The sequence below is a fragment of the Nocardia salmonicida genome, from assembly GCF_036142455.1.
Classification (GTDB): Bacteria; Actinomycetota; Actinomycetes; order Mycobacteriales; family Mycobacteriaceae; genus Nocardia; species Nocardia salmonicida.
In genome coordinates, this window is record NZ_CP108014.1 from 807,779 (window position 1) to 826,033 (window position 18,255).

The window sequence follows — 18,255 nt, forward strand, 5'->3', positions numbered from 1 at the left end:
TCGTGGCCCGAGCTGAATCAGCATGTGGCATATGCACGACTGCGCACAACGGTAGAAATCATCGTGAGCGCAGAGCTTGGAGACGGCCGTAGACGCAGTCATAATTGCCCCGGTTCGGCGTGGTCAGTGACCCGCTGGCGGCCGTGATCGGGGGGTCGAGACGATCGGTCGTCCAGACGGGTGGTGTGGGAGCGCTGCGCGGTGGTCGCCGGATCGGGCGGCGAGTTGCGGGCGGACGCCGAGTTGCGGTCGCTGCGAGATTGCGACGCGCCGAACGGCCGGTTACTTCACCTGGCCTGATTCACACCTCGCACGCGGTAGCGTCGGGCTCCTCTGCGTCGATGAGGAGTACGTCGTGATCATGCCGCGTCGTTCCACCACACTGACCTCGCTGGTGGCCTGCGCCGCCGCGCTGCTGCTCGGCGTGCCGTCGGCCGCCGGCGAACCGGCCGCGCCGGTGACGCCTGTTGTCACCAGGGACGCACCGAACGCCACGCCCACGGCGGGGCCGGGTGATCTGCTCGGTGCCTACCAAACCGTCGTCGAGACGCTGAAAGCCATGGGTATCCAGCCGTTTCTCTACCCCACAGTCGCCGCGAACTGCACCGGTGACGGTGCGGGCCTCGTCCCGGCTGTCGCGGGCGCGGTCCCCGGCCCGTGGCCGACGAACACCCTCCCGATACCCGGGCTCGATCTCTCGGCCGTGAAATCCGGCCAGACGCTGTTCACCTTCCTGCCCTACGGGCTCGCTCCCGACACCGCCGCCACGAAGACCTCCGGTATGCAGGTGGCCTGGCTCAATATCAGCACCGGTCGGGGCGGGATGGCCTCGATGGGTCCGATCGCCGACATCGTGCGCGCGATGGTGCCGCCCGAGGTTCCCGTCGAGTTGCGTCCGCTCGCCGAGACCGCCATTCGTGACTTCCTCTTCGCCGCGATCCCGGTCGGCGGTGTTCGTGCTGTGCCCGTCGATACCGGTCGGGGCACTGTGCTGGCCGCTGTCTTCGGCACCACCGACAATGCGGGCCGATCCTGCTTCTTCTTTCCGACCATCGGGATCACCGAAGTGGCGTGAGTGCGCTCGCTGTCCGGCCGTGGAATTCGAAGCGGCTCAGGCGTGTTGGGCGATCGGGTTGTCGGGGGTGACCAGGGGGCGCTGTTTCCAGCGCAGGCGGCCGGTGCGGTGACGATGGTGGGAGCGGGTCCACAGGCTGAGGTAGTGGGCCACCGAGAGAGGGTGGGCAACGGCCGAGGCCACGTCCGGACCGGTAGGCGCTCGACGGGTTTCGATGGTGCGGGCGGTGAGTCGGCTCGTGACGGCGGCCAGGTAGCCGAGCAGACCTGCTCGACGGGTGCGTCCGCGGCCGAAGATCGCTGCCAGTGGGGGGATCCAATAGGCAACGGCGGCAAGGATGGCGATGGCCGCGCCGGTGTCGAGACGGCTGCCGTAGGCCGACCACAGCCAGCGGGTGTAGCCGTCGGTGAGCTCGGTTCGGCCGGTATACATTCGGGTCCTGGCGGCCGGGCCCGCGGTCACCAGCGCGGTGCGGTGGCCCGCGCGACGCACGGCACGGGCGAGGTCTAGATCCTCGGTGGCACTGGCGGCGACGGCCGCGTGACCGCCGCCCGCGCGGTAGGCCTCGGCGTCGACGGCGAGGAACTGCCCGCACGCGACGGCGGTGGACGGTCGCAGACTGTGATTGGCCGGGCCGACCGGCAGGGTCGACGCCCACGACCACGCGAGCAACGGCTGGACCAAGCGCTCGGTGGTCGAACCTGCTTCCTGGATCGGCCAGGCCGACACCAAACCCGCACAGCGCCTGCGTAATTCGGTCACCGCCGCGGCGACGGCGTGGGGCGCGAGGCGGACGTCTGCGTCGACGAAGACCAGGGCGGCCGCGTCGGTGCGGGCGGCGAGGCGCGCGCAGGCGGCGGCTTTGCCGGTCCAGCCGGGGGCGGGGTGGGCGGCGGAGCGCAGGACGGTGAAGCGCTCGTCTGCGGCGATCGCGGCCAGTGCGGCTTCGTAGGTGTCGTCGGTGGACGCGTCGTCGAGGATCAGCACGTTCATGCGGGGTACGCCGGTTTGGGCGCGAAGGTCGGCGATCAGCGCGGGCAGGCGGGCGGCTTCGTCACGGGCGGGGACGCACACCGTGACCGTTTCGATCACGCCCGCGACTCCGCGTGGCAGGGTGCGCAGGGTGACCAGGTTGTAGGCGGCGGTGGTCGCGCCGAGCGCGGCCAGACCCGTGCCCGCCCAGGTCAGGTAGCGGGCCTCCGCGCCCACGTCAACGGCCCAGTCTGCGACTGGAGATCTCGCGCCACATCTCGGAGGGGGAGAAGCCGCCGCGCGGCGCGTTCGGCGGGCCGGGGTTGCGATCACGGAACGCCAGGCCCGCGATCAGCGCGGCCACCGCGAGAGTGATGCCGCCGACGATGCCTGCCCAGCCCGCGAACGAACGGGTGTTGGGGTCGGCGTACTTCACCTCGGCGCGCATGGTCGACACCTCGCCCGCGGGCAGCTTCCACGACACGGTGTTCTCGCTGTCGGTGGTCTCGCGGGTGCCGTTGGTCTTGGCGACGCGGGCCGGGAACGCTACGGAGAACTGCACGTCCGAGCCGTGCGGGGGGACCGATTCCAGATCGACCCGCCCGGTGAGACTCACCAGATCGCCACTGCGCTGGAAGTCGAGGGTGAACATGCCCTGCGTCTGATCCGAGAGCCCGCCGAGCTGGCCGACCTCGCCGAAGGACAGATCGTCGAAGAACACCTGGGTGCCGATGTACCCGTCCTGGTTGTAGTTCTCCACCCGCACCTTCGCCGCCAACGCCTCCGGCGCCTTCAGCTGGGGTCCTTTGTCCTCGGGCCCTGTCGGCACCACCGCGGCGACGATCCGCCCCGACACGCGGTCGTTCGACGACACCCCCATCGACACCTGCACCCGCAGGCACCCGGCCAGGGCGGGCACGAGCAATGCCAGCAGGACGGCAACGGCCGCGACGCGCCGCGCGGGCACGGAACGACGCGGCGAAGGAGCGGGCATCTCGGCGACGGGACTCGGCTGCACGGTTGACATCGTGCCAGGCTCAGAGCCCAGAGCCCACACGACGGGCCCACCGGGCGCCGCTCACCCGTGCCGATCAGGCGTTTTCGCCCGGAATCGGGGTGTGTCTCGGCGGGGTCGGTTGCTCAGAACGCGCGTTGCCCAGGGCCGCGCGCGCCGAAACAAGGGGACTCCGAGCACGCCGAGACCGGCGAAACCCCAGATCGCCGACGCCGGGAGACCGAGGAATACCGCGTGCGCGAGGGCCGAGCCGAGCCAGGTCCACCCGAACACCGCGACCGGGACCGCCACCGAGGGGTCGTGCGGGAGCGCGAGGCGCTGGTCGAGCACGGTGAGCAGCACCGCCATGATCCCGGCGACGAGCGCCCAGCCCAGGTAGTTCGTGTACGGGATCTCGGGCAGACCGGGGAGACCGGCGTCGGTGACCGCCCACATCCACTGGCCGTCGGCGACCATCTGCGGATCGAGGAACAGATCCCAGCCGACCGCACCGAGGGCGAACAGTCCCACGCGCCGGACGTTCGACCCGACCGGGGGCCCGGCGGACACCAGCATGCTCGCGACGATCCAGATCGGGTACAGCCCGCCGGTCCACGCCAACGGCACCGCCAGCGGAACATCGGCGAACGCGGGCCCGAGCCGATCGACGGCATAGGCGTAGCTGCCGAAAGGGAATCCGGTCGCGGTGCCGACGATCTCCGCGATGAGCCCCAGTCCGGACACGATGACGAAGAATCCGCAGGCCCACCGCAGTCCGCGAGTCGTCGCCGCGTGCGACAAGGCCGTCGCGGCCGACAGGGCCACGACGGCAACGGTGATCCGATCGCGTGCCACACCCGCACTCAGGGGATAGGTGATCTGCACGAGCACCAGTGCCAGCGCGATGACAGCCGGAATCGCACGGCGGCGATCGACCCGAACCCAGCGAGTTCGCGGCGGTGTGCACCCGAACGGACTCAGGCGGTACGACGACGACGCTTTCATCGCTTGTACGGCAGGGTGAAGCGGCGCTTACGGCGATCACCCAGCACCAATCGGGCCGCGCTGCGCCCGCTGGCTCCGGACACTCCGCCGCCGGGGTGGGTGGACGCGCCGGTCAGGTACAGGCCGGGAGCGCCGGGGACGCGCTGGCCCGACAACTCCGGCAGCGGGCGCCACATCATCATCTGATCGAGCGACATCTCCACGTGCATGACATTGCCGCCGCGCAGACCCATCTCCCGCTCGAGATCGACCGGCGTCTGCGTGAATCGTCGACGCACCGACGAGGCGAAACCCTGGGCGTACCGTTCGACCTCGGCGACGATCCGATCGGCCTCGTGCTCGGCGTGTGCTGCCCAGTCGCCGCCATCGGCGAGCTCATAGGGATGCCATTGCGCCCACAGCGATAGCTGATGTTCGCCCGCGGGCGCGATGGACGGGTCGAGCGCGCTGAAACTCATGGCGAGCACCACCGGACGTGGCGGCAGCGAACCGGCCAGCGCGGCGCCGTGGGCCAGTCGGAGCTGTCGACGATCTGAGACGAGAAACTGCAGACCACGGGCGGATTCGGCGGGGGAAGCCCCGGGGTATTCGGGTAGCCGATCGGTGGCCAGCCGCACCACCATGCCGATGCCGGGGCCCACCCGGATGCGGCGCTGCCAATCGTCGAGAGCAGCGGCGTCGAAATCACCCGCGCGCAACAGGTCGAGCGTCGACAGGATGTGGGAACCCGCGATCACCGTGTCGGCCCGCAGAGTCCGGCCCGACTCGGTCGCCACCTGCCAACCGCTGCCGGAACGGCGCAGCGAGGTGACGGCGTCACCGGTATGCAGCTCGCCACCGTCGGCACGAAGGCGCGCGATCAACGCCGCACTGAGCGCCCCACTGCCACCCACCGCGCGACCGGGCGGCAAAGTATGCATGAGCGCCGCGAACCCGGCCATCGACGCCGTCCCCGGTTCCGACATCGGCGGACCCGACTGCGCGCCGAACCATGCGAGCGAGGCCTTGAGCCGTTCGTCGTCGAACCAGAAGTCCAGCAGCGCGTCACCGGTCTGCAAGAACTCCCGCGACAACGCCGACCCACCGGCCCGCGCGTCCAGCCCCCAGAACGAGCGAAGAAGCCTGCCCGGCGTCGGCGGCCCATCGAACGAGCGCATCACCCGTGCGCTCCGCTCGCCCCACACGCCGACGAAACGCCGATATGCGTCAGCGTCCTTGACGCCACAGGCCGCCGCGATCGACGCGCACGTCTCGTCGAGATCACGGTGGAACACGATCGGCGCGCGTACACCGTCGGACGGTGTGAACCCCCATGGATCACAGTCGAGATAGCGCAACCCGAACCGCTCGAGCTCGAGCTCCTCGATGATCCCGGTGTGCCGGATCATGATGTGCGCCGAAGATCCGCGATCGACGAGATGCCCCGGGAACCGCTCGACGGTCGACACCGCGCCACCGGGCACCTCGTCGCGCTCGAGCACCTCTACCCGCTGCCCGGCTCTCGCCAGATAACAGGCCGCGACCAGTGCGTTGTGGCCCGAACCGACCACTACTGTCGTCACGGGTGCGCGGGAGGCATCGGCAGCCTGCGCCCGAGGATGGCGAACGGACGCGTATCGCCCGCGAACACGAAATTGCGGATCACATCGGTGAATCCGGCCCGTCGGTACAGCTTCCAGGCGCGGTTCGCCTCCTCCGGGACTTCCGGCGTCGACAGCAGCACGGCCGCCTCGGCGCGGTCGGCCAGCAATCGCTCGAGCAGCCGCGCCCCGATCCCACGCCCCTGCGCGGCCGGGTGGACGTGCAGCTCGGTGAGTTCGAAATAGTCGGCGAGCAGGTCGCGGGCGGCGGCATCGGGCCACCCGCAGCGCCGCATCCCGGTCTGCACCTGCTGATGCCACCACTGCCGCGGTGCGCCGCTGTAGCCGTAGGCGATGGCCAGGATGGGCGCGGTGCGCAGGTCGACGCCGCCCGAATCGTCGGGCAGCACCGCGGCGACCGCCCGCCAGCCCGCCCGTGTGGTGTGTTCGGTCCACATCGGGGCGCGATGGTGTTCGGTGCCGCGGGGGTAATCCATGGCGGCGACATAGACCGACAGGGCGTCGTGCAGGCGTGCGCGCAGGGCGGCGACGCTGAGGTCGACGACGACGGGTGCGGGGGTGTGATTCGGCTTGACGGCTGTCATGGCTCTCGTCGATGGCGCGCGGACGCGGAAAGTTGTCGGTGGGTGTCCCTATATTCAATCTCAATTCAAACGTTCGAATGTTAGTTCGATCAGTGCGAGGGGCGAAAGGGGCAGCAGATGGCTGGTCACAACGATGGTCGAGCACACGCGGGCCACGATGGGCGGGCCGGCGGACTACTACGCCAGGCCGATGCCCTGCTCACCGATTCCGCATGGGAGCACGAACCGGGGGAGCGGTTCCGCACCGCCTATCTGGCCGCGCTGCGTGGCGCGGGCTCGATGATCGCGCTCACCGGCGCCGACCGGGCGCCGCGAGCACGCTCACGCAGCGCCTGGGTGTTACTGAGACGCGCCAGCCCGGAATTCGTGATGTGGGCCGACTACTTCGAGGCGCACTCGCAATTGCGGGCCGCGTTGGAGGCCGGATTGGACCGCGCGATCACCGACACACAAGCCGACGAGTTCTGCTCACGGGTGGGCGCATTCCTCTACGACGTCGACGATGCGCTGGTAGCCACGGCTAAGAGCCTCCCGCAGCCGAGTCGTGGCCGCGACATGACCGCTTAGTTATGACCGAGTAGGTGGTACGCCGCCGATCGAACTCGTATCATGGGGAGCAGATAGCCGCCAAGGTCGGCTACCCGTCGCCTACCCGGAGGCGACCAGCCACGCCTAGTGCCGGGGGAGGTACCGTGCCACTCTCCGAGCACGAGCAGCGCATGCTCGAACAGATCGAGAGCGCTCTCTATGCTGAGGATCCGAAGTTCGCCTCGTCAGTTCGCGGCGGACGACTTCGCTCCACGTCGAGTCGACGCAGACTCCAAGCTGCGGCATTGTTCGCCGTCGGCCTTTTTCTGCTCGTCGCCGGCATCGCCGCCCCCTTCAAACCGGGCGGTTTCCCGATCATCAGTCTCGTCGGATTCATCGCCATGTTCGGCGCTGGTGTCCTGCTGATGATCGGCACCTCGCGTCGCGCCGCCCGATCGGACGCGACCGAGTCTCCCGCGGCGGGCAGCGGCCCGACGACGGGACCCGCCGCCCGAGGCGGTCGCCAACGCAAATCCGGCGGCTTCTCCGAGCGAATGGAAGACCGATTCCGACGACGGTTCGAGCAGGAATAGCTCAGACCTAGCCGACCACGAAGGCGGCGCCCCACCCAGCATCGGGTGGGGCGCCGCCTTCGTGCGTCTGTGGGTCCCCGCGCTGATGGCGCGCGGTCAGGGCGGTCCCCCCACTTTCCCCACCGCGCCCCACACTTCCCCCATCCGGGCGTCCGGCCCACGTCGCACCTGCGATGTTTGCTGAACGTTGTCGGAACCGCGGGTTGCCGACCCGCGCGGGTTGCCCGAACACCGGATAACCGCGAATCTCAGTGATAGCTGGGATGACCTGCGGAATTGTGTTGGCGGGGAGCAGGATCACTCAGGGTTTCGATTGAAAGTGGGGGAAAGTGGGGTAATGTGGGTCGCGCACTACAGGAGAGGCCGTACGGCGAGGTGAATCCAGTAGGGAGGTGGCCGAGATGTTCCTCGGTACCTACACCCCCCGATTGGACGACAAAGGGCGGCTGACGTTGCCTGCGAAATTTCGAGACGATCTGGCGGGAGGGTTGATGGTCACGAAAGGCCAAGACCACAGCCTGGCCGTGTATCCCAAAGACGAGTTCACCGCGCTCGCGCGGCGAGCCGCGTCGGCGTCCCGAAGTAACCCGCAGGCAAGGGCTTTCGTTCGAGCGCTGGCGGCAGGCACCGATGAGCAACGTCCGGACGCACAGGGCCGGATCACGCTGTCGCCGGATCATCGGCGCTACGCGAACCTCTCGCGGGATTGCGTGGTGATCGGTTCGGTCGACTTCCTCGAAATATGGGATAAGCAGGCGTGGGAGACCTACCTCGAAGAACACGAGGAGGACTACGCGCAAGCCGGAGACGAGTCGCTGGGCGGAATCTTCTGACCCGGAGCACGCGAGTGCTGCGAGGCCTCTGCCCGGGCGTGGACCCTGACGTACTTCCCCGACGCCAGGTGCCTTGCCCCGGTCAGAGACCTCGAAGCATTCGCATCACCCACTCGTTCGACAAGCACTCATTCGAAAAGCACTGTGTGGCAAGGCGACCTGTCTGCGACGCGAGGCAGTATCCCGGGAGGTCGAGGTGAACCATGACGCCGAGAACCCCCGTCATGTGCCAGTTCTGCTCGAGCGCGCCGACGATCTGCTCGGCCCCGCGCTGAGCGAACCGGGCGCGATCTATATCGACGCGACCCTCGGATTGGGCGGGCACGCCGAGCATTTCCTGCGCACCTACCCGCAGGCGCGTCTGGTCGGTCTCGATCGTGACACCACCGCGTTGCGCATGGCGGGCGAGCGCCTGGCGCCCTATGCCGACCGGATCACGCTGGTGCACACCCGTTACGACGGCATCCCGGCGGCGCTGGCCGAAGCGGGGCTGGACGAAACCGGTTCCGTCTCAGCCATTCTCATGGACCTCGGAGTGTCGTCGATGCAGCTCGACGAGGCCGAGCGCGGCTTCGCCTACTCCGTCGACGCGCCGCTGGACATGCGGATGGACCCGACCACCGGCATCACCGCGGCCGACGTGCTCAACACCTACAGCCACGGAGATCTGGCCCGGGTGCTGAAAACCTATGGCGACGAACGGTTCGCGGGCAAGATCGCCTCGGAGGTGCTGCGCAGGCGGACGGTCAAGCCGTTCACCACCAGCGCCGAACTCGTCGAGGTGCTCTACGCGACCATTCCGGCCGCTGCGCGCCGCACCGGCGGACATCCGGCCAAGCGCTCGTTCCAAGCGCTGCGGGTGGAGGTCAACGGTGAGCTCGACTCGCTGCGGGCGGCATTGCCCGCGGCCCTGGATTCACTGCGTGTGGGCGGACGGATCTGCGTCATGTCGTACCAGTCGCTCGAAGACCGGCTGGTCAAACACGAACTCGCGCCACGGATCATCTCCCGGTCGCCGATGGACCTGCCGGTCGAACTGCCCGGCATGGGCCCGGAATTCCGGATGCTGACCCGTGGAGCGGAAAAAGCGACCGAGTCCGAGATCGAGGTCAATCCGCGATCCGCGCCGGTGCGGATGCGCGCGGCCGAACGAATCGCGGAGAGGTCAGGGAGGACACAGGAGGGGACACGATGAGCGTGCGGACGAGCACAGTCGCGGTGCCGAGCAAGGCTGCCCGGCGCGTGGAGGCGGCCGAACGAGTGAAATCCGGTGCGGCACAGCGGGCCTATGCCCGCAAGCGCACCAGGGAACAGCTGCTCGACGGCATCGAACTGCCCGAACGGTCCTCGACGATGGCGGGGCGGATCCCGTTCGTCACCGCGATCATCGGACTGCTCGGCTGCGGCCTCGCCCTGACCCTGTTACTCACCACCCGTGCCGCCGAGGACAGCTACCAGCTCGGTGACGCCAGGGCGGTCAACCGCAAGCTCGACGACGAGCGGGCCGCGCTGCAGCGCGAGGTCGCCGCCGCCGACTCCGCTCCCGAATTGGCTGCCCGCGCACGTGAACTCGGCATGATCCCCGCGAAGGATCCGGCCCGGCTGGTACTCGGCCCGGACGGCGAGGTCAGCGTGATCGGTAACCCGACGCCCGCACAGGGCGCGCCGGTGCCGCCGCTGAACGGTCCGCCGACCACCACGCCGAATCCGGCGCCGGGCCACGCCCAGGCGCAGGGTGAGCGTGTGGTGCCGGTGCAGCCAGGTGCGGCTACCGCGAGCGCGCCCCGCGGCGCTGTGCCCAGCAGCGTTCCGGCGAACGTGCTCGCGTCACCGGCCGCGCCCACACCCCCCGTCGTGAACGCGCCGCAGCCGGCGGCCGCCCCGGCCCCGATCGTGCCGGCTCCGGTCGACGTGGCCGTTCCCGCTCCGTCGAACGGCGAGGTTCCCGCGCCGGTGGACGGCGGCGCCCCGGCTCCGCTCGCCCCGACGACCGTGCCCGATCGGATCGACGTCGCAGGTCAGGGTGAACCGCTGGTCGCGGTCGACACGCCACCGCTCGCACCGGGTGTCGTGGCCGACCCGTCGGCTCCGGTCGACGCGCCGTTACCGCCGCCGGGCGTCGCCGCGTCGGCCCCCGGACAACGAGCCCCCGCGGCCGGACCGCCGAGCGAACAGCCGCAGGTCGTCGAATCGCAGGATGGTCCTCGATGAAGCAGAGCGGGCCCGCGTCGCAGCAGCGACGCGGGCCGGTCTCGTCGAGGGCCCGTCGCTCGGGCTCGCTCTCGCCGGACCGGCCGATCCGCCTTCGCCTCGGCGTCGGCCGGGTCACCCTGCTGGCCACCCTCGCGGTGGTCGCGTTGCAGTTGCTCTACATCCAGAGCTTCGCCGCCCCCGCCCTGTCGGCGCAGGCGGCCTCACAGCGCACCATCAAGGCCACCGAGGCGGCCGTGCGCGGCCCCATCACCGACCGGCACGGCAATCAGCTCGCCTTCACGCTCACCGTGAAAGCCCTGACCTTCCAGCCGGTGACGGTGCGCGAGCAACTGGCCGAAGCCAAGAAGCTCAAGCCGAGTGCACCGGATCCGGAGCAGCGGCTGAAGGACATCGCGAAGTTCATCCACGAGAAGCTCGGCGCACCCACCGAGCAGGAACTGCTCGACAAACTGCGCAGCGACAAGAAGTTCCACTACCTGGCCAAGAATGTCGATCCGCGAGTGGCTTCCGAGATCACCGCCAAATTCCCGGAGGTCGGCGCCGAACGGCAGGACTTGCGCGAGTATCCCGGTGGCTCGCTGGCGTCGAATGTCGTCGGCGCGATCGGCGGCGACCGGCACGGTCAGATGGGCCTGGAATCGGCACTGGACTCGGTGCTGTCGGGTACCGACGGTTCGCGCACCTACGACCAGGGCTCCGACGGCGCGGTGATCCCCGGTAGCTACCGTGACCTGCAGCCCGCCGTGAACGGTTACGGCGTTGAGCTGACCCTCGACGCGGACCTGCAGTACTACGTGCAGCAGCAGGTGCAACAGGCCAAACAGGTGTCCGGCGCGTCCTCGGCCTCGGCGGTGGTGCTCGACGCCAAGACCGGCCAGGTGCTCGCGATGGCCAACGACGGCACCTTCAATCCCGCACTCGGCCCGAATCATTGGGCCTCGGGCAAGATGGGTAACCCCTCGGTCGCCGAACCCTTCGAACCCGGCTCGGTCAACAAGATCGTCACCGCGGCGGCCGCCATCGAATACGGCGTGACCACTCCCGACGAGGTGCTGCAGGTGCCGGGCTCGATCCGCATGTCGGGCGTCACCGTGAACGACGCGTGGCAACACGACGTCGCGCCCTATACGACGACCGGCATCTTCGGAAAGTCCTCCAACGTCGGCACTCTCATGCTCGCCCAGCGTGTGGGCGAGGACCGGTTCGCCGATATGGTCAGCCGGTTCGGGCTCGGGCAGCGCACCGGCGTCGGTCTGCCCGGCGAGAGCGGCGGCCAGGTGCCCGCCCGCGACCAGTGGTCCGGCGGCTCCTTCGCGAATCTGCCCATCGGCCAAGGCCTTTCGATGACGACCCTGCAGATGACCGCCATGTACCAGGCCATCGCCAATGACGGCCTGCGGATTCCGCCGCGCATCGTCAAGGCCAAGGTCGCCCCCGACGGCACCCGCACCGAGGAACTGCAGCCCGACGGCGTGCGCGTGGTGAGCCCGCAGACCGCGCACACCCTGCGCGAGCTGTTCCAGGCGACCGTGCAGAAGGACCCGATGGGCGTCCAGATGGGGACCGGCGCACCGGCCTCGATCGAGGGATATCAGGTGGCGGGCAAGACCGGCACGGCGCAGAAGGTCGACCCCGCGTGCCGGTGCTATTCGACCTCGTCGTTCTACAGCACGTTCGCCGGGATGGCGCCGGCCGACAATCCCCGCTACGTGATCGGCATGATGCTCGACGCGCCCGTACGCAGCTCCGACGGCACCGGCGGCGGGTCCGCCGCCCCGCTGTTCCACAGCATCGCCTCCTGGGCGTTGCAGCGCGACCGCGTGCCGCCGTCGCCGGAGCCCAAGCGACTGGTGCTGGAGGCGGTGACATAACGGCTGGTGCCGCAGTTCTCGGCCCCTGGTTGCCCGCCTCTTCCTTCCCTCCGGGTACTCCTTCGCCGCACCCTCCACTCAGTCCAGAGGCGGGCGGGCCGAGAACAACAATTAACTCAACCCGCGTTGTCCGACCGACACCGCGCGTCGGTAACCTGACTGCTCGTCTCGCCTACGCGCTCGATCACTCTCAGAGAGGAGCCTTGTGCCCGCGCAGTCCAGCCCGCACGCGCTCCGGCCAACCACTCCCTTGTCGACGTCGCTGCAGGCCGTGGCGGACCTCACCGGCGCCACGACGGCGACTCCGGCGTCCGCCGAGGTGCGCGTCACCGGCATCGAGCAACGATCCAACGCGGTGCGCGCCGGTGACCTGTTCGCCGCGTTACCCGGCGCGAACGCGCACGGCGCCCGATTCGCCGCCGACGCGATCGCCAACGGCGCGGTGGCGGTGTTCACCGATGCCGCGGGCGCCGAGTTGATCGGTGACGTCGCGGTACCGGTGCTGGTGCGCGAGCAGCCCCGCGCGGTACTCGGTGAACTCTCCGCCGAGATCTACGGCCATCCCAGCGATCGGCTGCGCATCATCGGCATCACCGGCACCTCCGGCAAGACCACCACCTCGTATCTGGTGGAGGCCGGTCTGGCCGCGGCCGGACTGTCCACCGGGCTGATCGGCACCATCGAGACCCGCATCGGCGGGCAACGGGTGCCGAGCGCGCTCACCACGCCCGAGGCGCCGCAGTTGCACGCGATGTTCGCCGCGATGGTCGAGCAGGGCGTCGACGCGGTCGTGATGGAGGTGTCGAGCCACGCGCTCGCGCTGGGCCGGGTCGACGGTGTGCGATTCGCGGTCGGCGCGTTCACCAATCTCTCCCAGGATCATCTGGACTTCCACTCCGACTTCGAGGACTACTTCGCGGCGAAACGTCGGCTGTTCGACGCGGATTCGCCGGTCGCCGCGCGCACCACGGTGATCTGCGTCGACGACGAATGGGGCACCCGCCTGGCCGGTGACCTGGTCGAGCCGGTCACCGTGTCGACGACCGGCGCGGCCACCTGGCAGGTCAGCGGCGACGTCAAGACCACCGGCGGCGAACAGGAATTCACCGCCGCCGGACCCGACGGCGAACTGACGGTGCGCCTGCGCCTGCCCGGTCGCTACAACGTCGCCAACGCGCTGCTGGCCGTCGCCACCTGCGCCGCGGCCGGCGTCGATCCCGCCGTGGCGGCCCCTGCGCTCGCCGTTGTCGATGTGCCGGGCCGGATGCAGCGCGTCGAGCACGGCCAGGATTTCCTCGCCGTCGTCGACTACGCGCACAAGCCCGCCGCCATCGAATCGGTCGTCACGACCCTGCGTGGCCACCTCACCGAAGCCGGAGTCGGCAGGCTGGCCGTCGTGCTCGGCGCCGGTGGCGACCGTGACGTGGCCAAACGCCCGCTCATGGGCGCCGCGGCGGCCCGCGCCGACCTGCTGATCGTCACCGACGACAACCCACGCACCGAGGACCCGGCGGACATCAGGTCCGCCGTGGTGGCCGGTGCGCACGAACTCCCGGCCACCGACCGCGGCGAGATCCGCGAGATCGGTGACCGCGCGGCGGCCATCGCCGCGGCACTCGACTGGGCGCGTTCGGGCGACGTGGTACTCGTCGCGGGCAAGGGCCACGAGGTGGGGCAGGAGATCAAGGGCGTCAAGCATCCCTTCGACGACCGCGAGGTGGTCGCGGCGGCGTTGGACGCCTTACGGAGACGACACAGTCCGCACACGGACTCGGAGGACTTGACGGTTTCATGATCGAGATGACACTGCGGGAGATCGCGGACGTCGTCGGCGGCGAGCTGCACGACGTACCCGACCCCCAGGCACTGGTGACCGGTTCGGTCGAATTCGATTCGCGCCGAATCGGTTCCGGCGATCTGTTCCTCGCCCTACCCGGAGCCAACTCCGACGGACACGACTACGCCGCCACCGCTGTCGCCGCCGGGGCGGTCGCGGTCCTCGCCGCCCGCCCGGTCGGCGTGCCCGCGATCGTCGTGACCCCTGATCTCGGCTCGGTGCCCGCGAGCTCGGTCGCGCTGAGTGCCGACGGTGACGGTTCCGGTGCCGCCGTGCTGGCGGCGCTGGCCGAACTGGCCCGCGTGAGCACCGAGCGGCTGGCCGAACGGACCGGGCTCACCGTCGTCGGCGTCACCGGGTCCTCCGGCAAGACCTCGACCAAAGACCTGCTCGCGGCGGTGCTGGCGCCGCTGGGCGCGGTGGTCGCGCCGCCCGGCTCGTTCAACAACGAACTCGGCCACCCGTGGACCGCCCTGCGCGCGGGCACCGACACGAAGTTCCTCGCGCTGGAACTGTCCGCGCGCGGTCGCGGACACATCGCGGAACTGGCCCGCATCGCACCACCCCGGATCGGCGTGGTGCTCAATGTCGGCACCGCCCACCTCGGGGAATTCGGTAGCCGTGCGGCGATCGCACAGGCCAAGGGTGAGCTGGTCGAAGCACTGCCCGCCGAAGGGCTGGCCGTGCTCAACGCCGACGACCCCAACGTCGCGGCCATGGCATCGCGGACCAAGGCACGTGTGGTGAAGGTCGGCCTGTCCGGCGACGCCGACATCCGCGCCACCGACGTGATCACCGACGACCAGGCCCGAGCCCGGTTCACCCTGCACGCGGCGGGCGAATCGATCCCGATCCAGCTCGCGGTGCACGGCGAACACCAGGTCGGCAACGCCCTGGCCGCCGCGGCGGTCGCGCTCGAATGTGGCGCCGATCTGGCGACTGTGGCCAAGGCGCTGTCCGGCGCCACCGCGGCCTCGGTCCGCCGGATGGATGTGACGACCACGCCCGCGGGCGTCACCGTCATCAACGACTCCTACAACGCCAACCCCGACTCGGTGCGCGCGGCGCTCAAAGCGCTGGTCACCCTCGCGAAGTCGAGCCCGGAACCCCGGCGTAGCTGGGCCGTGCTCGGCGAGATGGGCGAACTCGGTGACACCTCGGTGATCGAACACGACGCGATCGGACGCCTGGCCGTGCGCCTCGATGTCGATCGATTGATCGTGATCGGCACCGGACGACCCTCCCACGGCATGCACCAGGGAGCGGTGATGGAAGGCTCATGGGGCGAGGAATCGATCCTCGTTCCCGATATCGACGCGGCGATCGCGCTGCTCGACGACGAGATCGCCGCAGGCGATGTGGTACTGGTCAAGGCGTCGAAGGCGGTGGGCCTGTGGGCCGTCGCCGAGCACCTGACCGGGGCAGCGGAAGGTAATACGGCTCGATGAGGCAGATCTTGTTCGCGGCGGGGATCGCATTGGCGGTGTCGATCCTGTTGACGCCGTTGCTGGTTCGGGTGTTCGCCAGGCAGGGCTTCGGCCAGGAGATCCGGGTCGACGGTCCGGCCAGTCACCAGGCCAAGCGCGGTACCCCCACCATGGGTGGTGTCGCGATCCTGATCGGTATGTGGGCGGGCTATCTCGGCTCGCACCTGATCGGTATCGGCTACGACGCGGAGGGTCCGACGGCGTCGGGTCTGCTCGTGCTCGGGCTCACCACCGCGCTCGGCATCGTCGGATTCCTCGACGACTTCATCAAGCTGCGCAAGCAGCGCAACCTCGGACTCTCGGCCGCGGGCAAGTACATCGGGCAGACCGCCGCCGCGGTCATCTTCGCGGTGCTGGCCCTGCAGTTCCGCAGCGCCGACGGGCTCGCTCCCGCCAGCAAGCACCTGTCGTATGTGCGCGACTGGAGCACGGTGTCGATGGGCGCGCTCATCTTCGTCGTCTGGGTGCTGTTCCTGGTCGTGGCCTGGTCCAACGCGGTGAACCTCACCGACGGTCTCGACGGTCTCGCGGCCGGTTCGATGAGCCTGCTGCTCGGCGCGTACGTGATCATCACCTTCTGGCAGTACCGCAATTCCTGCTCCACCAACCCGGGCCCCGGCTGCTACGACGTGCGCGACCCGCTCGATCTGGCCCTGGTCTGTGCCGCCGCGGCCGCCGCGTGCATCGGCTTCCTCTGGTGGAACGCCGCGCCCGCGCGCATCTTCATGGGCGACACCGGTTCGCTGGCGTTGGGTGGTCTGATCGCCGGTCTGTCGATCACCACCCGCACCGAGCTGCTGATGGCCGTGATCGGCGCGCTGTTCGTCGCCGAGGCGGCATCGGTGATGCTGCAGGTGGCGGTGTTCCGCACCACGCGCAATCGGTTGTTCAAGATGGCGCCGTTCCACCATCACTTCGAGTTGAGTAAGTGGGCCGAAACCACGGTGATCATCCGGTTCTGGATTTTGGCGGGCATCTCCGCCGCAGTGGGCCTCGGCCTGTTCTACAGCGAATATCTGTCACAGGTCGGGTGAGTAGAGACATGGTCGAACACTCGCCCCGCGCCCTGCGTTCCCCGGGCCCGATGCTCGAATTCCTGCGTGGTCGTGACGTTCTCGTCGCCGGTTGGGGCGTCTCCGGACGCTCGCTGATCGAACCGCTGCGCGATATCGGCGCGCACCCGGTGGTCACCGACAACGGCGCCAAAGCATTGGCCGAAGCCGCCGAACTCGGCCTCGAGATCGCCACCAGCGTCGAACTCGAAGGCGCCGACCTGAGCCGGTTCGCGCTGGTGATCACCAGCCCCGGCTGGCGACCGGATTCGCCGGTGCTGGTCTCCGCGGTCACCGACGGCGTGCCCGTCTGGGGTGACGTCGAATTCGCCTGGTGGGTCGATCAGGCCCGTATCTACGGCCCGGTCCGCAAGTGGCTGGTGATCACCGGCACCAACGGCAAGACCACCACCACCCAGATGACGCACTCGATCCTGCGCGCCGCGGGCATCTCCAGCGTGGCCTGCGGCAATATCGGCCTGCCGATCTTGGACGCCCTGCGCCGCAACCCCGGGCCGCAGGTCCTGGCCGTCGAGCTGTCCTCGTTCCAGCTGCACTGGGCGCCGTCGGTGCGACCAGAGGCAGGCGTCGTGCTCAATGTCGCCGAGGATCACCTGGATTGGCACGGCGGTCTCGATGCCTACGCCGCCGCGAAAGCGCGCGCGCTGACCGGTCGGGTCGGCGTCGTCGGCCTCGACGATCCGGTCGCGGGCGCACTGGCCCGTAAAGCCAAGGCCCGCCGCACGGTCGGTTTCCGCATCGGTGTCCCCGCCGACGGCGAGCTGGGCGTGGTCGACGGCAAGCTCCTCGACCGCGCCTTCACCAAGGCCGCGATCCTCGCCGAGACCAGCGACATCAGCCCGCCGGGACCCGCGGGCATCGCCGACGCGCTGGCCGCGTCCGCGCTCACCAGGGCCATCGATGTGGCGCCGCAGTTCGTCAAGGAAGGTCTCGCCGAGCACAAGGTGGGCCCGCACCGCACCGCGTTCGTCCGCGAACTGGGTGGCGTCGAGTTCATCGACGACTCCAAGGCCACCAACCCGCACGCCGCACGCGCCGCGATCATGGCGCACCCGCAGGTGGTATGGGTGGCGGGTGGTCTGCTCAAGGGCGCGAGCGTCGACGACCTGATCGAGGAGGTCGGCGATCGACTGGTCGGCGCGGTGTTGTTCGGGGCCGACGCGCCGGTGATCGCCGCCGCGATGGCGCGACACGCACCCGAAGTCCCGGTCATCGAGCTGGATGCGGGAGACGATGCAGACATGGAGTCGTCGAGATCCCAGCGAGCCGAGGCGGTCATGGGCCGCGCGGTGCGCGCCGCGGCGGGCCTGGCCGGCGCCGGAGACACCGTCCTGCTCGCGCCCGCGGCCGCTTCCCTGGATATGTACGACGACTACACCCATCGCGGACGCTGTTTCGTGGATGCGGTGACGGCACTGGAAGATGGTGACATCGGGCGGGCGCTGTGACGAAGGCGCGCCCGGCCGACCCGTCGCCCGAAAGGGGGCAGCGTGGGTAAGAGCCGGGGCAGCGTCGACAGCAGCCGGGTCGGTAAGAGCGCGGGTGCCACCCGACGCGGTTCGGGGCAACCGAATTGGGCGGGGGAGCG

At 69.5% G+C, this 18,255-nt stretch carries 16 protein-coding genes; 11 read left to right on the forward strand and 5 right to left on the reverse strand.

The window, feature by feature from the left end; translation table 11 throughout:
* Positions 1–361 precede the first annotated feature (361 nt).
* Positions 362–1,075 carry a hypothetical protein gene (locus tag OHS03_RS04020; protein WP_328664080.1) on the forward strand — a complete coding sequence of 238 codons (714 nt, stop codon included), beginning with the start codon at positions 362–364 and terminating at the stop codon, positions 1,073–1,075.
* A gap of 36 nt (positions 1,076–1,111) precedes the next feature.
* Here the strand turns inward: OHS03_RS04020 and OHS03_RS04025 are convergent, their stop codons facing one another.
* The 5 genes from OHS03_RS04025 to OHS03_RS04045 form a co-directional block, all read right to left on the reverse strand.
* Positions 1,112–2,284, reverse strand: coding sequence for a glycosyltransferase family 2 protein (locus OHS03_RS04025; RefSeq protein WP_328660878.1), 1,173 nt, complete (start codon positions 2,282–2,284; stop codon positions 1,112–1,114).
* Position 2,285: 1 nt separating this feature from the next.
* Positions 2,286–3,041: an LppM family (lipo)protein gene (locus OHS03_RS04030; RefSeq protein ID WP_328664082.1), complete on the reverse strand. Its 756-nt coding sequence runs from the start codon at positions 3,039–3,041 to the stop codon at positions 2,286–2,288.
* An 84-nt stretch (positions 3,042–3,125) separates the two neighbouring features.
* Complete coding sequence (locus tag OHS03_RS04035; RefSeq protein WP_328660880.1) at positions 3,126–4,046, reverse strand: carotenoid biosynthesis protein; 921 nt, start codon at positions 4,044–4,046, stop codon at positions 3,126–3,128.
* Positions 4,043–5,608, reverse strand: a complete 1,566-nt coding sequence (locus OHS03_RS04040; protein ID WP_328660884.1) for a phytoene desaturase family protein — start codon at positions 5,606–5,608, stop codon at positions 4,043–4,045. The genes OHS03_RS04035 and OHS03_RS04040 overlap by 4 nt, the downstream gene beginning before the upstream one ends.
* Positions 5,605–6,231 (reverse strand): GNAT family N-acetyltransferase, encoded by a 627-nt coding sequence (locus OHS03_RS04045; protein ID WP_062988623.1) that lies wholly within the window; start codon positions 6,229–6,231, stop codon positions 5,605–5,607. Before OHS03_RS04045 ends, OHS03_RS04040 begins: the two co-directional genes overlap by 4 nt.
* 117 nt (positions 6,232–6,348) lie before the next feature.
* Here OHS03_RS04045 and OHS03_RS04050 point away from each other — a divergent pair, with 117 nt between their 5' ends.
* The 10 genes from OHS03_RS04050 to murD all read left to right on the forward strand — a co-directional run bounded on the left by OHS03_RS04050 (position 6,349) and on the right by murD (position 18,115).
* Complete coding sequence (locus OHS03_RS04050) at positions 6,349–6,798, forward strand: SAV_6107 family HEPN domain-containing protein (RefSeq protein WP_056816477.1); 450 nt, start codon at positions 6,349–6,351, stop codon at positions 6,796–6,798.
* A gap of 125 nt (positions 6,799–6,923) precedes the next feature.
* Entirely contained in the window at positions 6,924–7,352 is a 429-nt protein-coding gene (locus OHS03_RS04055) for an SCO2097 family morphological protein (RefSeq protein ID WP_328660886.1), read from the forward strand.
* 401 nt (positions 7,353–7,753) lie between these two features.
* Positions 7,754–8,185, forward strand: coding sequence for a division/cell wall cluster transcriptional repressor MraZ (mraZ, locus tag OHS03_RS04060; RefSeq protein WP_056816815.1), 432 nt, complete (start codon positions 7,754–7,756; stop codon positions 8,183–8,185).
* Positions 8,186–8,381: 196 nt separating this feature from the next.
* The gene (rsmH, locus tag OHS03_RS04065) at positions 8,382–9,380 is read left to right on the forward strand and encodes a 16S rRNA (cytosine(1402)-N(4))-methyltransferase RsmH (protein WP_328660888.1); all 999 of its coding nucleotides are present in this window, start codon (positions 8,382–8,384) and stop codon (positions 9,378–9,380) included.
* On the forward strand, positions 9,377–10,396 hold the full coding sequence (gene ftsL / locus OHS03_RS04070) for a cell division protein FtsL (RefSeq protein ID WP_328660890.1): 1,020 nt from the start codon (positions 9,377–9,379) through the stop codon (positions 10,394–10,396). The genes rsmH and ftsL overlap by 4 nt, the downstream gene beginning before the upstream one ends.
* Complete coding sequence (locus tag OHS03_RS04075; protein ID WP_328660892.1) at positions 10,393–12,270, forward strand: peptidoglycan D,D-transpeptidase FtsI family protein; 1,878 nt, start codon at positions 10,393–10,395, stop codon at positions 12,268–12,270. Before ftsL ends, OHS03_RS04075 begins: the two co-directional genes overlap by 4 nt.
* 205 nt (positions 12,271–12,475) lie before the next feature.
* Positions 12,476–14,065 carry a UDP-N-acetylmuramoyl-L-alanyl-D-glutamate--2,6-diaminopimelate ligase gene (locus OHS03_RS04080; protein WP_328660893.1) on the forward strand — a complete coding sequence of 530 codons (1,590 nt, stop codon included), beginning with the start codon at positions 12,476–12,478 and terminating at the stop codon, positions 14,063–14,065.
* A complete protein-coding gene (locus OHS03_RS04085; RefSeq protein ID WP_328660895.1) occupies positions 14,062–15,555 on the forward strand; it encodes a UDP-N-acetylmuramoyl-tripeptide--D-alanyl-D-alanine ligase in 1,494 nt (497 codons plus the stop codon). Before OHS03_RS04080 ends, OHS03_RS04085 begins: the two co-directional genes overlap by 4 nt.
* The gene (gene mraY, locus OHS03_RS04090; RefSeq protein ID WP_062988615.1) at positions 15,552–16,628 is read left to right on the forward strand and encodes a phospho-N-acetylmuramoyl-pentapeptide-transferase; all 1,077 of its coding nucleotides are present in this window, start codon (positions 15,552–15,554) and stop codon (positions 16,626–16,628) included. The genes OHS03_RS04085 and mraY overlap by 4 nt, the downstream gene beginning before the upstream one ends.
* Positions 16,629–16,678: 50 nt before the next feature.
* Entirely contained in the window at positions 16,679–18,115 is a 1,437-nt protein-coding gene (murD, locus tag OHS03_RS04095) for a UDP-N-acetylmuramoyl-L-alanine--D-glutamate ligase (protein WP_062988613.1), read from the forward strand.
* The last annotated feature ends 140 nt before the right edge of the window (positions 18,116–18,255 follow it).